Genomic DNA, 21585 nt, shown 5'->3' on the forward strand with positions numbered 1-21585 from the left:
TGTCCCAGCCCCATTCTTACGTATCATTCAGTTAATCTGTTCTTCTTTTTCTTAATCGGATCATCCCAACTATGGTGATCGATACCGCTAAGAGTCCAATCAAACTGAAATAATGATTGACTGTTTCACCTGTTTTAGGGTAATTCCCTTGTTTGTCTGGTTTCGCAATATGGGTTTGATTCTTATTTGTTTCGTTTGGTTTAGGTGCATTTTTTTCCAGTACTGTTATTTTTGCTGTGGCAGTCAGTTTTTTCTCTGCTTCTACAGTTTTTTTGGCTTTATTTGGCTCAGTTTTTTTCGTTGTTTTAACCGTATAAGATACTTCATGTTTGCCTTTTTCTTTAGTCTCAACGGTTCCTGCGACTTCTACTTCTTCAAAAGAAATAGCTTTACCGTCGCGGTCAGTTGCTGACACGAAGTTATCTGCACTCTTCCAGTCATCACCGACATAAATAGTTGAGTCTTTTACGACTAATGTTGATTGGTCAGCTTTTACTGTTATTTTTGCTGTTTCTTTTAACGTGCTCGTTTCATAAACAACTTCATAAACGCCAGCTTTTGTTGTATCTACAGTGCCCGTTACTTTTATGTTTTGAATTGGGCTATTTTTACCCATTTTGTCTGTCGCTGATACAAAGTTATCTGCAGCTTCCCAAGTATCTCCTACATAGATGGTAGAGTCTCTAACAGCAAGCGTTTCTTGTGTCGTTACAACATGAACCATTATCGAATCTTTTTGCCCTTGATTTTCGTAGGTGACTTCATAATCGCCAACTTTACTTGTATCGACAGATCCAGTTACAGTAATTTGATCAAAGGCAACAGGTTTTCCTGTTTTATCTGTTGCTTCAACAAAATTATCGGCTGGTGTCCAATTTGTACCGACAAAAATGGTTGAATCTTTTCCACGAACTGTGGTTTGATTGGGTAATACAGTGATTTTAGCCACTTCGGTTTGATTTCCGTAATGATAAGTTACATTATAGCTCCCTGGTTTTGTTGTATCAGCCGTTCCAGAAGACGTTATCTCTTCAAACGGAATAGTTTTTCCATTTTCATCCGTTGCTGAAACAAAATTATCTGAAGCCTGCCATGCATCACCTACATAAAGCGTTGAGTCTTTAACTGCTAATGTCTCCTGATTAGCAACCACAGAAACGATCGCTTTCGCTTCTTTGCCTTGATTGTGATAGGTAATCTCATAATCTCCTACTTTTGTAGTGTCTACCGTTCCACTTACCGTAATTTGATCAAACATAATTGGGTTTCCATCTTGATCAGTTGCTTCTGTAAAGTTATCTTCTGGTTGCCAATTTGTTCCTACATAGATGATTGAATCTTTTGCACTGACACTTGTTTGATCTACTTTTTCTTTAAGTGGAATTTCAATTGAATTCGCATCTTTCGTCAATTTGATTTCTTTGCCATTCATGTATTTTTCATCGATCGTATAACCTGCTGGTATATCGTTTGCTTTTAGCGTGTATTCTCCAGACATGATTGCGTCAAATTTATATTCGCCATCCTCATCTGTCGTAAACCCTGTTTTATTATGGGTCACATTGTCGATCAGTTCAAATGGAACATTTGGAATATTTATTGCTTGATCTTTTTCATTATACGTGTGAAATTTCGCTTGAGCCAAATAAACGACTCCTTCTGCATCACCATCAGAGAATCTCAAAACAAGAGGTGTTGTCGCAACCTTTCTGCGCGTTTCTGCCATTTGTGCTAAATTATCCGCACTAATAGTCGTTTCAGTAGAAATTTGTCCAGCATTTTTAGAAATTGTATTGTAGGTAATCGTAATATCTTCCGTTAGCGTATAATTATCAAAAACAATTTGAGCACCGTTTGCTGTTTGTTTAACTGTGTACGCATCTTGAGGGACATTCGTTACTATGATCGAATTTAAGTCGATTCCAGCGTTCGTTGTTCCTTTAGTCGAAATATCAAAAGTTGGATTTTTGACTTTGCGGGTTCCGTTATTGATATTTTTGGTTTTCACTTCATTTTTCGTTACATTTTTTAATGATTCATGGCTTGTTTGACTGGCAGATAAGATCTCTGTTCCTTCATTGTTTACAGAAACACTCGTTGACATTATCTGATTTCCGTATAATGGTTCAGCAGCACTTCCAGTCACATTGATTGTTTTGGTATCGATCCAGCCATTTGCGTATTTGTATTCAATAATGTAACGTTTTGAGGTTTTACCAAAATCGAATGTATAACTGTTCGTCGCTTCATCAAATGTAATTTTTGGATACGCTGCGCTAGTCGGTGCTAAAGGTTTATCAAAGTAGTACCCACGATCCCAATACTGGGGATAAATTGATTCCACTTGGTCATTTGAAACATCATAAATATCAAAAGCTACATCTACACCAGTTGGAATTTTCGTTGTTACGCTCAAGGAATCGAAAGAATCATTTCTTGCGTTTACTAAAAATTGATTTTTGCTAGCTTGAAGCGTACGCTCAGAGTACTGTTTTCTACCTGTTCTAACGGTTGTTTCCACTGCCTCATAGTCATCTGCACTTAACGTCACAGCAAGTGTATCAACAGGGATACTTTTACTTTTTTCTAGACTATCTGGTACATAGTTGAAACCTAGATCTAAATTGAAAGAACGTGTGACTGGCGTTGTAAATTTAATAAGAGAGCCGCCTTCAACTGCCGTTATCGTGTAATCTTTGTCTAGTTTGTAATAGTCGTACTCCCCTTTAGGTGCTCTTAACTGTAAATAGTTTGGGTGTTCAATTTTGATTGTCGCGTTCTTTACAGGATTTTTATCGCTTCCTTCGATCGCTATTGTTGTATCTCCCATATAAGCTCCGTTTTTATCATAGTTCCCCCAAGCCGTTTCTACATTGTTTGGATTGATAATGGAGATTGGTTGAAGGTACTGGTCCGATACTAGCATTATTTCTTTTCCACCATTGACAACTGGTGTACTAAGCGCAATATCAATATCTTTCTGTTCAAAAGGAATAATCAGCTTATCCGCTCTTATTCTTAACACACTATCTTTCGTTGCGGTTAAAATCAATTTATTCTCTTCTTTTTTCACCTCAAAATAATCCGTGATTGGAACTGCTTTGTACTCTACGTTATAAGCAGAAAGTTGAGCGTCCGTGATTTTTTGTCCATTTTTACTTTCCAAAATGATTTGTTCACCTACTTTGGTATGTGTAGGTAGATTGTAAATATAGATATAATAATTTCCTTTTTCTTGGAAACTAGCACTTTGTAACGAGCCTAAACTCATTTCTTTTAAAGATTTTTGATCTTTGCTTGTTTTTGCGGTAAATTCAAGCCCGCCATATTGGGCAGAGGAACGATTTAAACTAACTGATCCTAATTTAGTCGTCGGATATTGATTGTAAAAACTGTAAGAATAATTGGAAACACTCTCTAACGCTAAGGCACGATCAACAGATAAGGCATATGCTTTTTGTTGCTCCATAGTTGTAATCGTGACTGCTCCTCTGTATGTAGTGTCTTCATCGATTGTATAATCCTTATCTTTTTCTAAGAGTTGTTTGGAATCTGGAATCACATTACCGTTGATATCTACATCATATGAGAAAACACCAATTTCTTCTTTAGAGGTATTATAAAATTTTGCTCCAGGTGTTTCTGACATCACTAATTCTAATGTCTGCTTGCCAGATAATGTTCTATCCAAGTTATAATAAACATTCCCTTTGAGTCCGTATTGGCTAGTCGTTTCTTCATATTTGATAGGAGCGACGTCTTCATACAAGTCAAAGTTATACCGATTCGTTGTTTGACCTGGTGTTTCAATCGTAACTAAAGGGGTTGTATCTGCGTATACATAACTTTTTAACTCTAAACTAAATCGTGTTTCAGTGACTCGTTGATTAAACGTAATCGTCAATGTTTTGTTTTTGGCATCGACTGCCCAATGCGCCCCAACATTCGCTACTTCACCGCTAATATCTGAATAGCCTAGATGATCAGGTAATAGCAGCGTATACACTGAACCTGGTGCATAATCTTTGTCTTCGATCACAAAGTTCAATTTTGCTGTTACCGGTGTTGTATTCAATAATCTGTTTAACGTACTTTGACTGTATTCAACACCATCCATATTGGTAAGCGTCATGTTTGCCAATATCTCATCTTCAATCGTGACATTTGTATCTGCGTTTTTCGTTTTAGGAATTTGTGTATTGTCTGTAATGGAATCTGCGTTGATTTCAGCGGCCGTATTGTTCTCTGCTTCAGTCGGCAGATTACTAGCTGCTGTTTCACTCGTTCCGCTAGTCTCAGTATTTTGATTTTCTGTTGATGATTCTAATGCCTCATTCTCCAAATTAGTTTCAGAATTTATCTCTGACGATGTGTCAGTAGAATCTTTGTGTTGGGAAAGGTCATCTATATTATTCGTAGTTATTGCAAATGCACTTACAGTCGATCCGAAGCTTTGAGTGAGTAATACTGCAAGCATCAATATATGTAATTTTCTTTTTTTCATGAACGAACTCCTTATTCTTAATATTTTAATACAATTATATAATATACTTTTTTAAACTTTATTATGATTATTTTTTTATATTTTAACGAAAAATAAAAACATATACGCTGTTATAATTAGTGAAAAAGCTATATTATTCAATAAACACACGTAAATCCGTTCCAGATGTTGATGATCTACTTCACTAAAAATCGGACTATTTACGAATATTTAATCCATATTTATAAATAATTATATTGATTTTCGAGCTAACATATTACTAATTAATAAATTAATATGAATTTTTATTTATAACCAAAACAAAAAAAAGCTTTATTTTTACGAACATACGTTTTATAGTAGAAGAAAAGAAAAAGGAGTCAAGAATGAAAACATCATTAACGACCCAAATGGAAGAAGTTCTATATTATTATTGTCGAGAAAATGGAGATATCGTGGTAGAAGAGGTAACGATGCCCGCCGAACAAGGCATTGTTGATACGCTGAGTTGCCGTTTGACCGCTGAGAAACAATTTGAATGGCGTTGCTATGAATTAAAGGCTAGTAAAGCTGATTTCCGTTCAAAAGCAAAACTTTCTTTTATTGGAAACTATAATTATTTTGTCTTACCCGTTGCTCTTTTTGAAAAAATCAAAGAAGAAATTCCTAGTCATATCGGAGTTATGGTTTATCATCAATACCTTTCGGAGGAAGAGCAAATGTTACCGGGCTACTTTACAATAGAAAAGAAACCGCAAAGACAAGAGCTTTTGGTCAATGAGCAAGAATTGCTTTTTCGTTTGATCACAGCCCAAGCTCGCGAAGTCGGTAAAGCCAAGCAGACATCCCGCGGGTTACGGGTATTTTCGACGGATCAGCTATACAAAGAGTTGAAAAAAAGACAACCGGATTATGACTTGTTTGGTGGTGGAGTGAATTTTTATGATCGCTTCGCTGATGATATTTGTGATCAAGCAATCGAGGCCTTAAAAAATGAATTAGATGCCACACGTGAGACTTATTTCGAATTGGAACAGCGTCTGTTGGAGGGGAAATAATGTATTATCCTTATTTTCGTGGTAAGCAGTTTGATTTACTCGCTTTGACAACCTTAGTAGAAAAAAATCGCTTATCTACACACATCCTGCCAATCATTGAACCAGTCAAAAATTCTAATGCATTAAAAAAATTTATTGACTTATTCCAAAGAGAAAACCAACCATTTTACCTTATCCAAAACCCTCAAACAGGTGACTTTCTGACTAAAGAAGGAGTCCTTTATCTAAACGCGTTATCTTTGGAAAAAGCAGTGATCGTGGAGCAACCTATCGAAACCTTGAGCGAAGAACCTCACTTATTTGTGATTGGTGATTCAACACCTGCATTACAAAGTGATTGGCAAGCCAATCAGACGAAAGTTTTGATACCAAAAGAATTCCGTTTACTACAAAAAATCAAAGGCGAAAAAATTCTGTCACAAGATGTTTTTACCAGATTACCTAAAACGAGTTTTTATCAAGAATGCCCAGATGAATTTTTTTCAGATACTCATTTGACCTTTAAAAAAAGCGGTTTTGTTGGATTTAGTGATTTTTCTATCGATAGCCGAATTTACTATGAACACAGTTATCCGTCAAAAATCCTGAGTTTGCATCTTGTTTATTTTGAGAACGATTCGTTGCGAATCCATCATTTCCTTTCAACTGAAGAGGCTCCCACACAAAAAGATAAATTTTTTGAACTCATGGATGAGATCAGCGAGTGGAAAAATAAATTGTGTGGTGAGAATCTCACTTTAGGGATTGAGTTGCTGCTTGCGGCTGTTTCAAACGATAAATTCCCTGGTATGGGCGTTATGAGAAAAGCGGCTGTCATGCATCATATGGAACTAATGTCACGTTATCTAGACAAATAAAAATCGCTTGTATAATAAAATAAGGGTAGAGCAAAACTAAAAAGCCTTGCTCTACCCTTATTTTACTTTTATTATTCTTCTTGTTTTTCAGGATCCAGTTTAACTTTCGCCTGAAATGTATTATTGATATTTTGCGCCATTTTCTGCAGATTTTGAAGCAGTAAAACGATCCAGCTAAATGCCAACATGAAAGATAACAACTCAAATGCCGTGAGCGAAAGATAACTTGTCCATTGAAATAACACCACGACTACAACTAATGTTGCTGCAATCATATAAGAAATCGACAAAAATTCTTTGGTTACATTAGGTAATAGCCACTTGATTCCAACAATCAAAATCACGATCAAATAAACTAAATAACCAGCGACTTGATTATGGACGCCTTGAAACGGGCCTGTTTCTGTATAAGGAAATAATCCCACAGCTCCGAGATCTAGCGCTGTTAAGGTTAAAAGAATACGCAAAATCGTTAGTCGTTTACTATGCGGAATCGCTTTTTGCAACTCTACAAACAGCCCATCGATCAATGCCACCATCAGTAATGAGGAAAACATCAACGTTAAATTAAATTGCCAGCGGCTTTTTGCCTCGATCGTTCCTAAAAAGCTAAAGTTAAATTGCCACCATTGGTAATCTTTATTTGTGATCATGGCCAACAAAACGCCGCCGATAATCACAAAAATCAGTAAATTAGTCAATTTCGCCGGTGTGATCGACAATGCTGAATAAATCATAAAATAATTGACGAATCCAACAAACACAAAAAATAATAAGGTCGCGGTATAACGATCAAACGTTGCACCAATAAAAACCAACCCGATCACTTTGAAAAAAACTAACAATGCAAAAACTAAAATAACAATAAATGAAAGTAAGATCGTTGGGAAATTCCGCCAATAAATATCTTTCGATTGCGTTGTAACTTGATTTCTTTTTCCTTTAATAAAAAAGAGTAAAAAACTGAAAACCCCACTTAATACACCCAACGAAAGGACAAAATTCGCAATTGAATACGCACCTACCAACGCAATTTGACTTTTGTTAGTATAAAATAAGTAAGCTAAAAATAGAATACTGATCACAGTTGTTGGGATCAAAAACCATCTTAGCGAAAGCGTCTGGTTGCCTGCTATTTTCTTTTTGGGTTCAATCACTATTTTTTGATCTTTAATACTTACAGTCACGTCATCTTCATTTTCTAAATGAAACTCTTCTACTATCTTTTCTGGCAGTGTGATACTAAGTTTTTTCTCTTCCATACCCATTCCCCCTGAATTTAACATCTCATAAATAGTATAGATTGCTTTGATATAAAAGCAAGTTATATATACAAAATTAGAAAAGTCCCCTGTATAAAAGATTTTATTACCTTTCACTATTGTTCGTTTTAATGTTCGTTAATCGATGTTTGATCTTTTCTTTTTTTTATATACTAACGTTAAATAATGATAAAAGGAGATTTTTCATGTTAAAAAAATTTTTTATTTCTATTTTAAGTTTAATTGTTCTATCGATAGGAGGACTCTTTCTTTATAATAATTTTAAACATAAACCAGTATACGGAATCATTCTTTTAGACAAGGATGGAACAAAAGTCAATAATTCCATCAACGCACAAAAAAAAGATATCGAGAAACATGTAGTTGTTGAGGGTAAATGGGTCGAACCGACAAAAACCCTTGCTTTGAACGTAACAGATGCAAAAAAAATAATTGTGTTTAATGGCTTCAAAAAAGTAACAGGTTCAAAAGATAATTATAAATTTGAACCTGTTAAAAAAATTTCTCCGAATGAAGTATCCTCGTTTTCAAAAGAAAGTACATCTATGGTCACTGACGAAGCATACAAAGCCTTTCCATCTCCTATTAATGAGTACGTTACGTTAGGTGAGTCCTCTGCTCATGTCAATAATTTGTTAATCCTTCCAGATAAGCAATACAATGCCTTTACTGGTTCACCTATTAGTTTAGGCGTCTTAAAAGTCAAATCAGATGCATCAAAGGTCCTAATCAATTATAATAAAGTCGAAATGAATCAACTATATAATGAGAGTGGAGCGTAAACTTTACAATCAGCTCTACTCTCATTAAATTTGCATAAGAGATGAAACAAAAGTAGCTGCTTTTGTTTCATCCTATTTATTTGGTGAAAGGGAGTTAAATATAATGCCACTGGTTATTGTATCTTGTGTTTTTATTATTATTGGTATCTTAGTTTTACTAAAGGAACGTCGAAGCTTCTTTGGCGGGATGATTTTTGCTTTTGGCGGCTTGTTCCTTACGTTGACTTTATTGATGATGGGGTTGTTTAAGATCGGGGAAATTTCTACAAACATTTCCACATTCGTCATTATTATTGTCTATGCATTATTTCCACTCATTTTTTTGGGCATTTGCGCTTTCTTCATTTTTAATACGCATACGATGCAGACAAGAGAAGGTCGCAGCGTTACAGCCAAGCTTTCCGCATTATTGGGGATCAATTTACTCATCACCGTACCTGCTTTTTTCTATTTATTGTCTGTAGGAGCTGGTAAAGTTCCTACGTGGCTATTTTCAATTTTGATTTTTGCCTTATTAAGTGATTTACTTTTTTCTTTTCTATTTGCTTGCTATTTATTTTATTCATGGATGTACCAAATGATCCCGATCAAAAAAAAGGTAGACTATATCATTACTTTAGGTTCTGGTATCAGAAGTGAAGAAGTTCCTCCATTGCTTAAAAGTCGATTAGATAAAGCGATTGAGTATTATCATAAAAATCCAAATGCTAAAATTGTTGTTAGCGGCGGACAAGGTTCAGATGAGCCTGTTTCAGAAGCATTTGCTATGAAAAAATACTTACTATCACAGGACATCCCGGAAACTCACATTCTAGTGGAAGATCAATCGACGACAACTTTTGAAAATATGGTTTTTTCAAAAAAGGTTATTTTTCAAGACTGGAAAAGTAAAGACTCTGCTCCTATCATTTTATTCTCAACAAATAATTACCATGTGTTACGAGGCGCTTTATACGCACGAAAAGCGCACTTAAAAGCTGAGGGAATTGGTGCTCCAACTGCTCTGTATTTTCTTCCGACTGCACTTATTCGAGAATATATTGCCTTATTGACGCAATATAAATGGTTTACATTGTCTATGATTTTAGCCTGCTTAGCCTTCGTGATTCTTAGTCTATTACCGATATAAATACGAATACTATCCAAAAAAGTAGCTCACTTATTTTCAAAGGAGCTACTTTTTTTCTTCGCTGTTATTTGCTATATAGAGAATTTGCGCCTTACTTAAGCCTTTTCGAGTATTTTTTTCATACAAATACACAACTCATCTCCAACAAACTCCCCATAATTTGGAATGATTCGATATCCATGTCTTTCATAAAAGCGAATAGCGCCTACCATTTCTTTACCGGTTTCCAGAACCGCTTGTTGGTACCCTTTTTCCAGCATATCGCTTTCCAACGCCTGCATGATTTTTCCAGCAGCGCCATTACCGCGGTTTGTTTGTTTTACATACATTCGTTTAATTTCTGGTGTTTGTTCATCTAGAAGCTTCCAACAGCCGCAACCAACAGCTTTTCCCTCCTCATACGCGACAACTGCACAAGCCATTTCCGCCAGATTATGATGATTTTGATAGCTTTGCGCTACCTCTGTGCCCCATTCTTCATTGAAAAAATCATTTAATTCCTGGATTAAATTTAGTAAATCTGAATTTGTTGTTGCAACTCGTTGTATTTTAATTGTCATTATGTTCCTCCATTTTTTAAAGCTTTATTTCCCTTCCCGCTTTGATTCAATCGTACCTATTTCTATAGTTTAAAATAAATATAAATAAAAAACCAGAAAAGTCAGATAAGTCATTACAACTTTATCTACTATTTCTAGTTTTTCATTCGTATTCTTTTATTTAAGTCGCTCTGGCATCATGCCTTCTAAGAAGCTCCAAACACCATTGCTGATTCGTAATTCATTTCGATCATAGTGAGAAAGTTCAGTTCTAATCAAATGATCTTGATCATCTAGCACTTTTTGCGCCCAATGTGGATCAATTAAAATAGCCCGTCCGACAGCAGCTAAGTCAGCAGTCGCTAAAACCTCTTTTGCATCTGCTCCATTTCTGATATCGCCTACACCGATCAGTGGAAGACGACCGTTGATCGTTTCTTTTATATACGCTAGGATTGGTTTTTCTTTATACGACTCACTAACTGAATGATTTCTATAATTACCGATTGATAAATGTAAGTAATCTAAAGGCTTATTAGACAGTTGGTCTACTAAGAATAGCGTATCACTCAACCGAATACCAGGCTCTTCATATTCTTCGGGTGAAAAACGATAGCCCACGACAAAATCCTTCACACCTGACTGATCGACAACTTCTGTAACACCATCAACCAAATCATTGATAAATTTAAACCTTTTTTCTAGTGTGCCACCCCAATCATCGGTACGTCGATTAGAATGCGGCGAGAAGAATTGTTGACTTAAATACGTATTCGCCCCATGAATTTCTACGCCATCAAAACCTGCTTTTATGGCTCTTTCTGTCGCCTGTTTAAAACTTTCCAAAATTTCAAAAATTTCTGTTTCTGTTAATTCTCTTGGCGTTTGCGCATCGGGTCTTTCAGCTGCAACCGCACTTGGCGCAACAGGTTGAACCCCATGTAATACTTTAGAATCTGTCATTCTTCCAGCATGGAAAATTTGAAGAATCGCTTTTGTATGATTCTTCTTAATCGCTGCGGCCAATTTAGCCAGTCCTGGAATAAAACGGTCATCATACACACCTAATTCTCCGTCCCAGCCTTTGCCCCCTTCATGAACATTAGCAGCTGCCGTGATAAATGCACCTACTTCGCCTGAACGTAATGCATAATACTCAATTTCATCATTCGTTATAACACCATCAAAAAAAGACATTTTGGTTGTCATTGGTGCAACAACAAGTCTATTTTTTAAATGTAATCCTCTTTTAAAGGTCAAACCTGTATCTACGTTATTCATCAATCTTCCTCCTCTACTATACATGCATGCGCATGCAACTAATTACATAATAAAGAATAAAAGACTAAAAAGCAACTCTTTAGTCTTTTAAATAAAGTATTCTTTCAAAATAGCATTTACTTCTTGCTCAACAGACGACACTAGATTTGCTCCATCATTGGTCAAATCTACGTATACGCCACGTTTATCATCCGCACAAATCCTTCTTTCAATCACTGAAGGATTTCTATCTTCCAATCTATTGATCAGACGGGACAATGCACTTTGACTCAAACATAGATGATTCCCTAAATCATTCAACCTCATACAGCGTCCATTTTGTTTGAGTTGATATAAAGCATAATACTCACTTGTTGTAAGTTGATTATTTTTCTTTAACATTTCTTCTAATTTTTTTTCAACTATGGACTGTTTTTTTGTATAATCCAGCCATTGTGATATAAGAGGTGCTTCCATTTGATCATCCCTCCCTGATTATTCTTTTCAACTAGTTATAGTTTGCTTGTTTTTAGTAAAAAAGTCAAAATTTTAAGAACCTTACCAATAAAAGAAAAGCCATGGACCGTAGTCGCACGACTTTTTTTATTGTACTCGTCACTTAACTAGCATTCAAAATCCACATAAATCCTACAAAAACAAAGAATAAAGCGTACATGATCGGTGACACTTCTTTGCCTCGTTTTGCAGCGATCATTGTGATTGGATAGAAAATAAATCCAAGTGCAATTCCGTCAGAAATACTGTATGTCAAAGGCATTCCTAAAAGAATCAAGAAAGAAGGAATTGCGATTTCCATTTCTTTCCATTTGATTTGGCTAAGCGATTGAGCCATTAAAACACCCACAACAATTAGCGCTGGGGCCGTTACTTGAGACGTTACTACTGAAAGTAATGGCGAGAAAAATAGCCCAACGATGAAGAACAGACCCGTCGTCACAGCAGTTAGTCCAGAACGTCCACCAACTGCGATCCCAGCAGAAGATTCTACATACGCACCAACAGGAGAAGTTCCTAACAATGATCCCGCTAACATTGCTGTTGAATCTGCAGCGAGTGCTTTTCCAACTCGAGGCATTTTATTGTCTTTCATAAAACCTGCTTGATTCGCCAAACCAACTAATGTTCCAGCCGTATCAAAGAAGGTCACTAATAAAAAGGTTAACACTACAACCCATAGCTGTAGAGAATTGATATCTCCCACATGTTTTAAAGCAACTAAAAAAGTTGGCTTAAGACTAGGAGCACCTGAAATGATTTTAGTGGGTACGTCAATCAAACCAGTTACTAATCCCAAAATAGTCGTTGCAGTCATCCCAATAAAAATACCGCCAGGAACACGACGTACCATCATGATCGCTGTAATCACTAGACCAAAAATAGTCAGCCAAGTCGAACCAACGTTCAGTGGTCCTAAAGCAACTAGTGTCGATTCGTTAGAAACAATGATCCCACCTTCACTTAGACCTAGAAAAGCGATGAACAGACCGATCCCGCCAGAGATAGCAAATTTTAAATCTGCTGGTATAGCATCAATGATCAATTCACGTAACTTAAAAATCGTGATCAAAATAAAAATTAGAGATGCGACAAAAACACCTGCTAAAGCTGTTTCCCAAGGAACACCCATCCCAACACAAACAGAATAAGCAAAAAAGGCATTGATTCCCAGTGCTGGCGCCGTTGCAATCGGATACTTAGCAAAAATCCCCATCAATATACAGCCTAATGCACTGGCTAAAGCTGTTGCAGTGAAAACTGCACCTTCATCCATTCCTGAAGCCCCTAAAACAGTTGGATTAACAAATAGAATATACGCCATTGAAATAAATGTCGTAAACCCAGCTAGAAATTCACGCTTCACAGTCGTATTTAATTTGTCGATCTCAAAATAGGAAATAATTTTTTCTTTCACTTGATATCCTCCTAAAATCCGAACAATAAACTGTTCGTAAAATTGCGATGTATTACTTAAACAACGTGTTCAATCATATAATAAAGAATAGAATAAGTAAATACAAAGCTTACTAACTGCAATTTATCTAAAACTGTTAACCCAAACAAAAAATGACAAGCTTTCTTCACTAAGAAAACCCGTCATTTCAGTATTAATAACTAAATTATTCCGATAAAGCTTCTCCATCCAATCGTTGATTTAAAAGACGAGAAACCACATAAATCACGAAAATAGCAATCGCAGAACCAACCGCTACATCACTCAAAAAATGCGCCCCGATTCGAACCCTTGACCAAGCGACAAAACAGCCGAATACACTTGTCAAAATCACAATTCTCTGCCGTTTATTTTTCTTCAAAGGGTCAACAAAAAGTGGTAAGTATAAGGCTAACCAAGCTTGTTCTGAATGTCCTGAAGGAAATGACTTATGACCATTGGCTCCATTGATACGCCACCAATTTGTATAATCCGCCCAGCTATTTTGCAATTCATAAGGACGAAATCTGCCCCAAAGACTTTTCATCACATCTACGATGGTATTACTAGCATAGACCGCCACTATTGCGCCTAAACCAACCAAAACCAATTTATTTAACTCCCCTTGATTTTTTCCTTTTAGCCATCGATTACACAGCATAGACCCTACCACAAAAGTAAGCAAAGAAAGAATAACCAGTGCTGGAAAGAACCAATTTGGAAAACTCATTGCTCCACCACCGTCGTTATTTGCAGCTCCTATTGGTTGATTATTTTGACTATTATTCAATGAAGTGACCGTATAAAAAAGCATGATTTTGATCATTTGCCAAATTTGATATAAACCCGCAATAATAGCGATAAAATAGATACTCCCCTTACCGAAGTGTGATAAATTGCTTTCTTTAGCATAATAAATAAATATTTGAGTAGACATAAAAATAATGATTCCTGGAAAAATCAATCCATAATTTTGAAAAAAAGTGCCGAATAATGATCCTTGATTCATCACTCCCTGACTGATTTGTTTATCCCATATCCCACCGATCAACAACAAAATCCCTAAACTTACAAGTATGACTAGTTCTCTTTTTTCTTTTATAAAGTTCATTAATGAACCTCCTCTCTACACTAAATTGTAAATGAGAAGTGTTATGTTCTTGTATGTTCTTCGTATAGATTCCGTTAACAATAAGTAAATTTTTTGACCGCCTATTTTAGACTATAAAAAAATCTCTAGAACAAAATTCGTTAAATTTTGTTCTAGAGATTAGTTGATTTTATTCCTTAACGTCACACTGATCTGCTTTTGCACTTCTTTTTTAGTCTACCAACTTCAACTGTGCACATCTCGTCCCAACGAAGACAAGGAAAATAATGATAAATGCCCCCATCGTTGCATCACTAAAGAAATGACACCCTAGAAGCACTCTGCTGATTGCTGTAATTGCGCCCCAAGCTACACCAAAAATCAATAAATGTTTACGAAGCTTCCTATTTTTTGGACTAGCATATAAAGGGAAGAAAATAGCAAACATACTTTCACAAGAGTGACCTGATGGAAATGATTTATGTCCAGTTGGCCCATTCATTTTGTACCAAGGCGTAAAATTATCTTGAACAGCATTTAATTCATACGGCCGAACACGCCCCCACAAAATTTTGATTTCCTCTACACACATTAGATAAACAAACGCCACTGCAACGCCTAAAATAGCTACTCGCATCAAACGGTCAAGCTCTTCCGACGTTTTACGACTTAGCCATTTTTGAACAATCAATGTTGCTATGGCAAAAACCACGATACAAATAATGATATTGATAAACGTTGGTAACGTAGGATTAACGCCTCCATCATTATTTGCTTGTCCGATCGGACGATTGTGTTCTACATTTTGGATTGATGATAATGTATATTGGATAGCAAATTTTAAGTAATACCATATCCCATACAAAGATAGCCCTACCCCCGCAACAACGATCAACACTTTTGCAATCAACGGTTGGCTCGATCGAACCGCATAATGAATAATAATTTCTCCACTCATCATAATCACAACACCTACTGGAAAACAGGCATAATTTTGCAAAAAGGTCGCAATATACGAATTTTGACTCATCACAGCATTGGAAATAGCCAAATCTCCAAACGTACCAATCCCTAGTAAAACCACAAAAATTGAGATAACAATTGCAATTCTTCTACTATCTGACATTCTTTTTAACATTTTTATTCCTCCTAAATTTAAAAGCGTAGCGGGCTCGTTTAGCTCTGACAGGAAAATAGAAAATTACGACTGAGGTGCTTTTTGCCTCATTCTTAATTTATCTTTTTCCCGAAGAGCTAGCCCGCGAAACTAGATAACATTAAAAGCTGAAAGAGCTTGGTCAGCCTTGACAGGAAAATAGGAAAAAATAACTGAGGTGCTTTTTGCCTCATTTATTTTTTATCTTTTTCCCGAAAGGCTAGCTCTTGAAGCTAGATAACATTAAAAGCGTAGCGGGCTCGTTTAGCTCTGACAGGAAAATAGAAAATTACGACTGAGGTGCTTTTTGCCTCATTCTTAATTTATCTTTTTCCCGAGGAGCTAGCCCGCGAAGCTAAACATTCTTATTCACTCACAAGTAATAGTTTATCACTTCTTAATATCAAATATCATACATTTTGTTAGTTTCACTATAAATAAAAAGACATTAATCCCGATATATTTCTTTTAGCACTCAAAAAAACATATCTTTACCTTCCTCCTCTAATTTCTTTGGTTTTCAGCTACACGTTTTAAGGAACTTCCTTGTAAATACAGCGAAATAGAATTAAGATAATAGTGAAGAGATTCTAATTTTTTGAAAAAAACAGCCGGAAATTTGTAAATAATCTAGAACTATTTTCATTTTGAAACCACAGCCTTTGGAGGAGTGAACACATGATCGAAGAGTATATCGAAAAAGATATTATGAGAAGGGTAAAACTAGTTGAATTTCTATTTGAAATGCGGGAACTTTCCATCAAAGATACCGCCAAGCGATTAAATGTGACACCCAACACCATCAAACGCGATTTCGACAAAATCTTAGTTTATTTTGACGATTGGATTCTTTATTCAACTAGCACTAGTCAAAAGATATCTGCCGTATTTTTAAGTGATTTGACTCGGTATACCTTGGTTATTAAAATCTATGAAGAATCGAAATTTTTAAACGTTTGTTTAAGATATTTATCTGGCGATACTGATTATTTATCCATCGTTGAAAATGAATTTGTCTCTGTCGCAAAAGCATTTCAAATAAAAAAGAATGTGGAAGATTTCTTTAAGCATGCTAAAATCATGGATGAGAATAACCATTTTATTCATGATGAATTACGTTATCGCAGTGTTGTGTTGTCGATATTGATGAGGGTCAATTTCAAAGAATTGTGGTCAAAAGCTGAGCTTTGGCAAATAGCAGAGCAATTTGTTGATGAACTGTTAGAACGTTTTTCCAACAATATAAAAATCAATAAGCGAGAGTACATCTTCTTAGTAGTGAACGTTTATTTGTCATTGACTCGCTCATCTGACCATCCGCTAAAGTATCCAGAAAATGAATTGAACGTGATTCGTCAAAGCGTCATTTTTAAGGAGCTAAAAAAGACGATCGTTCATTTTTTTCCAAGTGAAGTAGAGACAACTTTTTCTGATGATGAAATCGGTTATCTTACCGCTGCCTATCGACTAATTTCCTTGAATACGCCCAATTATTTAATCGTAAAAATGGATCATGATTATGAACGTCACACAATTATTGAGAATTCACCGGAAATCCGTGCACTTATACGTGATTTTGAAAAATACTTTTCTGTTAATTTAGTCGACAATATCTTGTTTGAAAAGCCATTTATTAATCTTGTACTTTCTACGTGGCAAAATATTCAATCCTTTTTAGTTGAACAGCATTATTACTTAAATGATGAACAATTATCCTTGATTCTATCGGTCCGAAAAATACTTGAAGAGTGGCAAAAACAATATATTGATTCGGATCTAGATTTTACGGATACGATCATTGATAAGTTCACCTCACAAGTTTCGACTACACTCTTACAGAAAAACCAGCAAAAACAAATCTTTTTCGTCGTTGCAGAAGATGAATTCTCACATATTTTATATCGAGAGCACTTGGAGAAGTGGATCAATCATTCTGATAAATTTATTGACGATCGAATGTATTATGCTATAGATGAATTACCAGTCTATGCTAAATCCTGGTCTCACGTTATTCTATGTGAGCGAGCATTACTTGCTGATCATGAGATTTCACCAGACAGCACGATTTTTCCTGTTTCAAGAAGCACCCTTTCTTTGGATCTTAGAAATATTCTAATGTACGCTTATGATAATTCTTGATGATAAACACTAAAAAGGCTATTTATTTCAGAAAATATCGTTGAAATAAATAGCCTTTTTTTATATAACTACCTTGCCAATACGATCCGATTTACAGTATCTGTAATACAGGTTTGAAGTGAAATCCGTTCTCCGCCATCTTCTATCACTCTTGCCCAAGTGTCATCGGATGGATCGTTTGCGTTGATACCATCATCCGCTACATCCAATACTTCATAAACAACGTATGTCTTAGCATTTCCATTTCCATCAACTACAGTTATTGGTGTTCCAATCGTTATATTCATAACACCTGCAAAATCGCCAGGATTGTGTCCGATAAAATGGGTTGGTAATTGATCGTTTACAGCACCTGTACCTGTCCAAGTTCCAGCCCCTACATTAGGCGCTTCTGGTGCACCATTACATTGAATAAATGAAATGGTTTGTCCTAAGAAGCTGATTGTTGCCGGAGCAATTGATTCTTGAGTGCTGACAACTGAACTGCTAGGCTCTTGTGGTACAGCTGTTGTTTCAAGTTCTGTGACTGTTTCTTGCGATTCAGTTGTAACTTGTCCTACTTCACTTTCGGCCACTTCGATTGGTTGGAACTGATTGTTTTCTTCCATAACTTCAGCTATTGGCTCAGTTGTTTTTTGCTCAGTAACTGATTGTTTTGGCTGATTTTCCACCACTGTGTACGTTCTGACCTTTTTATCTACATTTCCGCTGCTGTCCTTTAATGTATAAGTAAATGTATAGGTTCCAGGCTCAGCAATAACGCTAGGCCCTTCCACTTTAATTTTATTTGTTATATTTCCATCATAGTTATCGTAGCCCTTTACACCATTTAAGGGATCAAACTCTTTTACTTGGTCCATCGTTAATTCAAAGGTATTAGGAAATAAAATCATCGGTTTTTCACAATCTACTGTTTGTGTAGAAGCGTCCATAGAAGCATTCGTTGACTGACTGCCGCTAATAGTACTTACTAATAGTCCCATTCCAGCTACTAATCCCATTACGCTCAACAATTTAACTGATTTCATCTTCATAAACTAAAACCTCCTAATGATAAATTTTTGTTGAATTCAAATTCAACTATTTACACTTAGAAGGATAATACGAATTGTGATGAAAATTTTATATTAAATTTCAGAAAGTTCCTTTCGTTTTGTAAAAAAAGTAAAATTATAAGCATTGAATTTTTTCACAACAAAAAAGAGTCAATAATAAAGTAATTGACTCAATAAAACAGTCTATCCTTATGTTCTTTTTTACTTACCAAGGTTGGCTAGTTAGACCTACTACCTTTACGCTTTCAGGCTGATCGATTACAGATGCAACATTATCTGATCAAGCACCTTTAATAACGACTACTTTGTCATCAATCGCTATACTTTTTCGCGGCTACTCTTTTAGCATAATCACATTTTATCTATGCATCACTTTCAGTATCTTCCAAAATTTTGCGAATTTCTTTAGCAGGACTTCCCGCCACAATAACATTGTCTGGAACATTTCTAGTGACCGTTGAATCAGCTGCTACGATTGCATTTTCACCCACTGTAATGCCTGGTAAAATTGTTGCATTTGCCCCGATCCAAGCATTCTTTTTAACAAGAATTGGCGCCACGTTCAATCCTCGTCTTGCTTTTGGATCAATCAAATGATTCACTGTAATCAATCTTGAACTCGGCCCAATCAATACGTCATCTTCAATCGTAATGCCACCCAAATCCACAAAAGTTACATTCTGATTAATAAAAATATTTTTTCCAAAAGTAATATGTTTTCCAAAATCACTATAGAATGGCTGTGAAATCGTGACAGATTTATCTAAGCTTTTCCCAGTAATTTTTTCCATGTACTCTAAAACTTTCTCTTTTGTATGATACTGCGTATTAAGTTCCATTAACAGACGTTCATTATTTTGTTTAATTAAGTGAATTTCTTTAAATAGCTCAGAATCTTTCAATATAGTTTCACCCATTAGTTTTTTTTGCAAATCCTCGTTTGACACCTAAATCCCTCCCAATAAAATAGTCATCTTTACTATTCTTATTCTACTTGAATGTATTATACTTAACTAATACCTATATACTATGCACAGATATAACTTACATCTATAGAAAGGAGAAATCGTATGGACCTTCGTATCATAAACTACTTTTTAACAGTAGCTAGGGAAAAAACAATCAGTAAAGCCGCAGAGGTACTTCATATTTCACAACCAACTCTTTCAAAACAGTTAAAAGAGTTAGAAGAAGAATTAGGAATACGTTTATTTGAACGTGGAAATCGATTTATCACCTTAACTGAAGCTGGTATTTATTTAGAAAATAGAGGGAAAGAAATTCTTGCTTTAGTTGAAACAACAACAACTAACTTAATAAAAGATGAAATGATCAGTGGAGAAATCTCAATAGGTGGCGGAGAAACACAAGCTTTTGAATTCATTGCTACTCATTTACACGAATTAAGGAGCAAACATCCTGATATTAAAGTTCACCTATATAGTGGTAATGCTGATGATGTACTTGGGAAGATTGATAAAGGGTTATTAGATTTTGGTTTAGTGCTTGATCCTGTGGAAAAGCAAAAATATGAGTATTTACGCCTGCCGCTAACTGATCTCTGGGGAATATTAGTGAATAATACCAGCCCGTTACACTCACTAAAAACCGTTACACCAAAAGATATCCAACATACTCCGTTATTGATCTCAAGTCAATCACTCGTCGACAATCAACTAGCAGAATGGCTTGGTGGAAATATTGATAATTTCAATGTGATCGGAACTTATAATTTGTTGTACAATGCTTCTTTATTAGTAAAACAGAATGTAGCAAGTGCTCTTTGCATCGATGGAATTATTAATACTACCGAAACCAACTTAACCTTTATCCCTTTTTCACCGCCATTAACGGCTACTATCAACATTGTATGGAAAAAAAACCAAGTATTTTCTAATGCTTCTAATGAACTATTAAAACTACTTAAATCGGTTTAAAATAGAGAATCAAAAAGAACTTCATTCGATCAAATTCACGAATGAAGCTCTTTTTTTCTCTACAATCCAACTAACATCCATTTTTTGATCTACTCCAAAACAATGATCCTATCAAGTTTTAAGAGCGGAAATTTTTTCTATTTGAGCGCTTAACTTTCTCCAAGTTTTTGATTTGGTCTACGGCAAATATCATTATCGGTAAATAATTAAATATGAAACTTACTCGCTGACAAAAACCAAGTTGATTCAATACAGGCAACTGGTTGATTGCGGGAATCCGCGCCAAACCATATATTCCTGCAAAAAAAATACTGATCAGAAACAACATCAAATACAGTTTGCTATAGGTTGTTTTCTCTTGCTTTTGATAAAGAAAATACAAAAACAGCGGGAAAAGAAAAAATCCTGCATACCCCAAACCCGAGCCAATATTATGGATCCAAGTAGATAAATTCCAGTTTGCTTGTTCTGTATTGATGCTGAACAGTCCAGTGAAAATACAATCTCCCACACCATAAAATCCAATCGCTAATGCCAGTAAGGTAGCCAATTTTTGCGAAGTAGTGCTAAATGTTTGATATAAAGCTGGAATTGCCAAAACGAATAATAATCCGGATACTACAGACCAAATCAAAAATGCTTGCCTGACTGGACTGTCTACATCACCGAATACGCTGATCACCATCGTCATTTGATTCATTTTCGGATAAAAGATACCTAGAATGTAAGGTGTTAAAAAATCGCTTATTGCACCTAACAACAGAAAATAATATCCATATTTTTTAAGAACATTCATTTTGATCCTCCTAATTTAATGCTTCTGGTAGTTCTTTCATTCCAATTATACGCAATTACACGATAATTTA

The 21585-nt window shown here is 35.5% G+C and carries 17 protein-coding genes; 6 read left to right on the forward strand and 11 right to left on the reverse strand.

Annotation, left to right across the window (positions count from 1 at the left end):
* Nucleotides 1-31: 31 nt before the first annotated feature.
* Entirely contained in the window at nucleotides 32-4504 is a 4473-nt protein-coding gene (locus BCR21_RS14395; RefSeq protein WP_069647157.1) for a bacterial Ig-like domain-containing protein, read from the reverse strand.
* A 365-nt stretch (nucleotides 4505-4869) separates the two neighbouring features.
* Between BCR21_RS14395 and BCR21_RS14400 the strand changes: the two genes are divergently transcribed.
* Both BCR21_RS14400 and BCR21_RS14405 read left to right on the forward strand, forming a co-directional pair.
* A complete protein-coding gene (locus BCR21_RS14400; RefSeq protein WP_069647158.1) occupies nucleotides 4870-5541 on the forward strand; it encodes a hypothetical protein in 672 nt (223 codons plus the stop codon).
* Nucleotides 5541-6398: a sce7725 family protein gene (locus BCR21_RS14405; protein WP_069647159.1), complete on the forward strand. Its 858-nt coding sequence runs from the start codon at nucleotides 5541-5543 to the stop codon at nucleotides 6396-6398. Before BCR21_RS14400 ends, BCR21_RS14405 begins: the two co-directional genes overlap by 1 nt.
* Nucleotides 6399-6469: 71 nt before the next feature.
* Here BCR21_RS14405 and BCR21_RS14410 read toward each other — a convergent pair whose 3' ends face one another.
* Complete coding sequence (locus tag BCR21_RS14410; protein WP_069647160.1) at nucleotides 6470-7660, reverse strand: AbrB/MazE/SpoVT family DNA-binding domain-containing protein; 1191 nt, start codon at nucleotides 7658-7660, stop codon at nucleotides 6470-6472.
* 206 nt (nucleotides 7661-7866) lie between these two features.
* Between BCR21_RS14410 and BCR21_RS14415 the strand changes: the two genes are divergently transcribed.
* Nucleotides 7867-8463, forward strand: a complete 597-nt coding sequence (locus BCR21_RS14415) for a lipoprotein BA_5634 family protein (protein ID WP_069647161.1) — start codon at nucleotides 7867-7869, stop codon at nucleotides 8461-8463.
* A 103-nt stretch (nucleotides 8464-8566) separates the two neighbouring features.
* Nucleotides 8567-9592, forward strand: a complete 1026-nt coding sequence (locus BCR21_RS14420; RefSeq protein WP_069647162.1) for a YdcF family protein — start codon at nucleotides 8567-8569, stop codon at nucleotides 9590-9592.
* Nucleotides 9593-9687: 95 nt separating this feature from the next.
* Here the strand turns inward: BCR21_RS14420 and BCR21_RS14425 are convergent, their stop codons facing one another.
* The 6 genes from BCR21_RS14425 to BCR21_RS14450 all read right to left on the reverse strand — a co-directional run bounded on the left by BCR21_RS14425 (nucleotide 9688) and on the right by BCR21_RS14450 (nucleotide 15570).
* Nucleotides 9688-10152: a GNAT family N-acetyltransferase gene (locus BCR21_RS14425; protein ID WP_084013334.1), complete on the reverse strand. Its 465-nt coding sequence runs from the start codon at nucleotides 10150-10152 to the stop codon at nucleotides 9688-9690.
* A 156-nt stretch (nucleotides 10153-10308) separates the two neighbouring features.
* Nucleotides 10309-11412: an NADH-dependent flavin oxidoreductase gene (locus tag BCR21_RS14430; RefSeq protein ID WP_069647163.1), complete on the reverse strand. Its 1104-nt coding sequence runs from the start codon at nucleotides 11410-11412 to the stop codon at nucleotides 10309-10311.
* A gap of 87 nt (nucleotides 11413-11499) precedes the next feature.
* Complete coding sequence (locus tag BCR21_RS14435; RefSeq protein WP_069647164.1) at nucleotides 11500-11868, reverse strand: MarR family winged helix-turn-helix transcriptional regulator; 369 nt, start codon at nucleotides 11866-11868, stop codon at nucleotides 11500-11502.
* A 142-nt stretch (nucleotides 11869-12010) separates the two neighbouring features.
* Nucleotides 12011-13324, reverse strand: coding sequence for an NCS2 family permease (locus tag BCR21_RS14440; RefSeq protein ID WP_069647165.1), 1314 nt, complete (start codon nucleotides 13322-13324; stop codon nucleotides 12011-12013).
* Between the two features lie 205 nt (nucleotides 13325-13529).
* Complete coding sequence (locus BCR21_RS14445) at nucleotides 13530-14453, reverse strand: phosphatase PAP2 family protein (RefSeq protein WP_069647166.1); 924 nt, start codon at nucleotides 14451-14453, stop codon at nucleotides 13530-13532.
* Between the two features lie 211 nt (nucleotides 14454-14664).
* Nucleotides 14665-15570, reverse strand: a complete 906-nt coding sequence (locus BCR21_RS14450) for a phosphatase PAP2 family protein (RefSeq protein WP_069647167.1) — start codon at nucleotides 15568-15570, stop codon at nucleotides 14665-14667.
* Nucleotides 15571-16266: 696 nt separating this feature from the next.
* Between BCR21_RS14450 and BCR21_RS14455 the strand changes: the two genes are divergently transcribed.
* Nucleotides 16267-17727 (forward strand): helix-turn-helix domain-containing protein, encoded by a 1461-nt coding sequence (locus BCR21_RS14455; RefSeq protein ID WP_069647168.1) that lies wholly within the window; start codon nucleotides 16267-16269, stop codon nucleotides 17725-17727.
* A 68-nt stretch (nucleotides 17728-17795) separates the two neighbouring features.
* Here BCR21_RS14455 and BCR21_RS14460 read toward each other — a convergent pair whose 3' ends face one another.
* Both BCR21_RS14460 and BCR21_RS14465 read right to left on the reverse strand, forming a co-directional pair.
* Complete coding sequence (locus BCR21_RS14460) at nucleotides 17796-18761, reverse strand: immunoglobulin-like domain-containing protein (protein WP_069647169.1); 966 nt, start codon at nucleotides 18759-18761, stop codon at nucleotides 17796-17798.
* Between the two features lie 383 nt (nucleotides 18762-19144).
* Nucleotides 19145-19729 (reverse strand): sugar O-acetyltransferase, encoded by a 585-nt coding sequence (locus BCR21_RS14465; RefSeq protein WP_139125670.1) that lies wholly within the window; start codon nucleotides 19727-19729, stop codon nucleotides 19145-19147.
* 123 nt (nucleotides 19730-19852) lie between these two features.
* Here BCR21_RS14465 and BCR21_RS14470 point away from each other — a divergent pair, with 123 nt between their 5' ends.
* Nucleotides 19853-20719, forward strand: coding sequence for a LysR family transcriptional regulator (locus BCR21_RS14470; RefSeq protein ID WP_069647170.1), 867 nt, complete (start codon nucleotides 19853-19855; stop codon nucleotides 20717-20719).
* Between the two features lie 118 nt (nucleotides 20720-20837).
* Here the strand turns inward: BCR21_RS14470 and BCR21_RS14475 are convergent, their stop codons facing one another.
* Nucleotides 20838-21515: a DUF998 domain-containing protein gene (locus BCR21_RS14475; RefSeq protein ID WP_069647171.1), complete on the reverse strand. Its 678-nt coding sequence runs from the start codon at nucleotides 21513-21515 to the stop codon at nucleotides 20838-20840.
* Nucleotides 21516-21585: the final 70 nt, after the last annotated feature.

Source organism: Enterococcus ureasiticus (assembly GCF_001730285.1).
Lineage (GTDB): Bacteria > Bacillota > Bacilli > Lactobacillales > Enterococcaceae > Enterococcus_L > Enterococcus_L ureasiticus.

Excerpts from the sequence above, each read along its gene's own strand:
- BCR21_RS14395 (WP_069647157.1), bottom strand. The coding sequence starts at position 4,504 with ATGAAAAAAAGAAAATTACATATATTGATGCTTGCAGTATTACTCACT.
- BCR21_RS14400 (WP_069647158.1), top strand. The coding sequence starts at position 4,870 with ATGAAAACATCATTAACGACCCAAATGGAAGAAGTTCTATATTATTAT.
- BCR21_RS14405 (WP_069647159.1), top strand. The coding sequence starts at position 5,541 with ATGTATTATCCTTATTTTCGTGGTAAGCAGTTTGATTTACTCGCTTTG.
- BCR21_RS14410 (WP_069647160.1), bottom strand. The coding sequence starts at position 7,660 with ATGGAAGAGAAAAAACTTAGTATCACACTGCCAGAAAAGATAGTAGAA.
- BCR21_RS14415 (WP_069647161.1), top strand. The coding sequence starts at position 7,867 with ATGTTAAAAAAATTTTTTATTTCTATTTTAAGTTTAATTGTTCTATCG.
- BCR21_RS14420 (WP_069647162.1), top strand. The coding sequence starts at position 8,567 with ATGCCACTGGTTATTGTATCTTGTGTTTTTATTATTATTGGTATCTTA.
- BCR21_RS14425 (WP_084013334.1), bottom strand. The coding sequence starts at position 10,152 with ATGACAATTAAAATACAACGAGTTGCAACAACAAATTCAGATTTACTA.
- BCR21_RS14430 (WP_069647163.1), bottom strand. The coding sequence starts at position 11,412 with ATGAATAACGTAGATACAGGTTTGACCTTTAAAAGAGGATTACATTTA.
- BCR21_RS14435 (WP_069647164.1), bottom strand. The coding sequence starts at position 11,868 with ATGGAAGCACCTCTTATATCACAATGGCTGGATTATACAAAAAAACAG.
- BCR21_RS14445 (WP_069647166.1), bottom strand. The coding sequence starts at position 14,453 with ATGAACTTTATAAAAGAAAAAAGAGAACTAGTCATACTTGTAAGTTTA.
- BCR21_RS14450 (WP_069647167.1), bottom strand. The coding sequence starts at position 15,570 with ATGTTAAAAAGAATGTCAGATAGTAGAAGAATTGCAATTGTTATCTCA.
- BCR21_RS14455 (WP_069647168.1), top strand. The coding sequence starts at position 16,267 with ATGATCGAAGAGTATATCGAAAAAGATATTATGAGAAGGGTAAAACTA.
- BCR21_RS14460 (WP_069647169.1), bottom strand. The coding sequence starts at position 18,761 with ATGAAGATGAAATCAGTTAAATTGTTGAGCGTAATGGGATTAGTAGCT.
- BCR21_RS14470 (WP_069647170.1), top strand. The coding sequence starts at position 19,853 with ATGGACCTTCGTATCATAAACTACTTTTTAACAGTAGCTAGGGAAAAA.
- BCR21_RS14475 (WP_069647171.1), bottom strand. The coding sequence starts at position 21,515 with ATGAATGTTCTTAAAAAATATGGATATTATTTTCTGTTGTTAGGTGCA.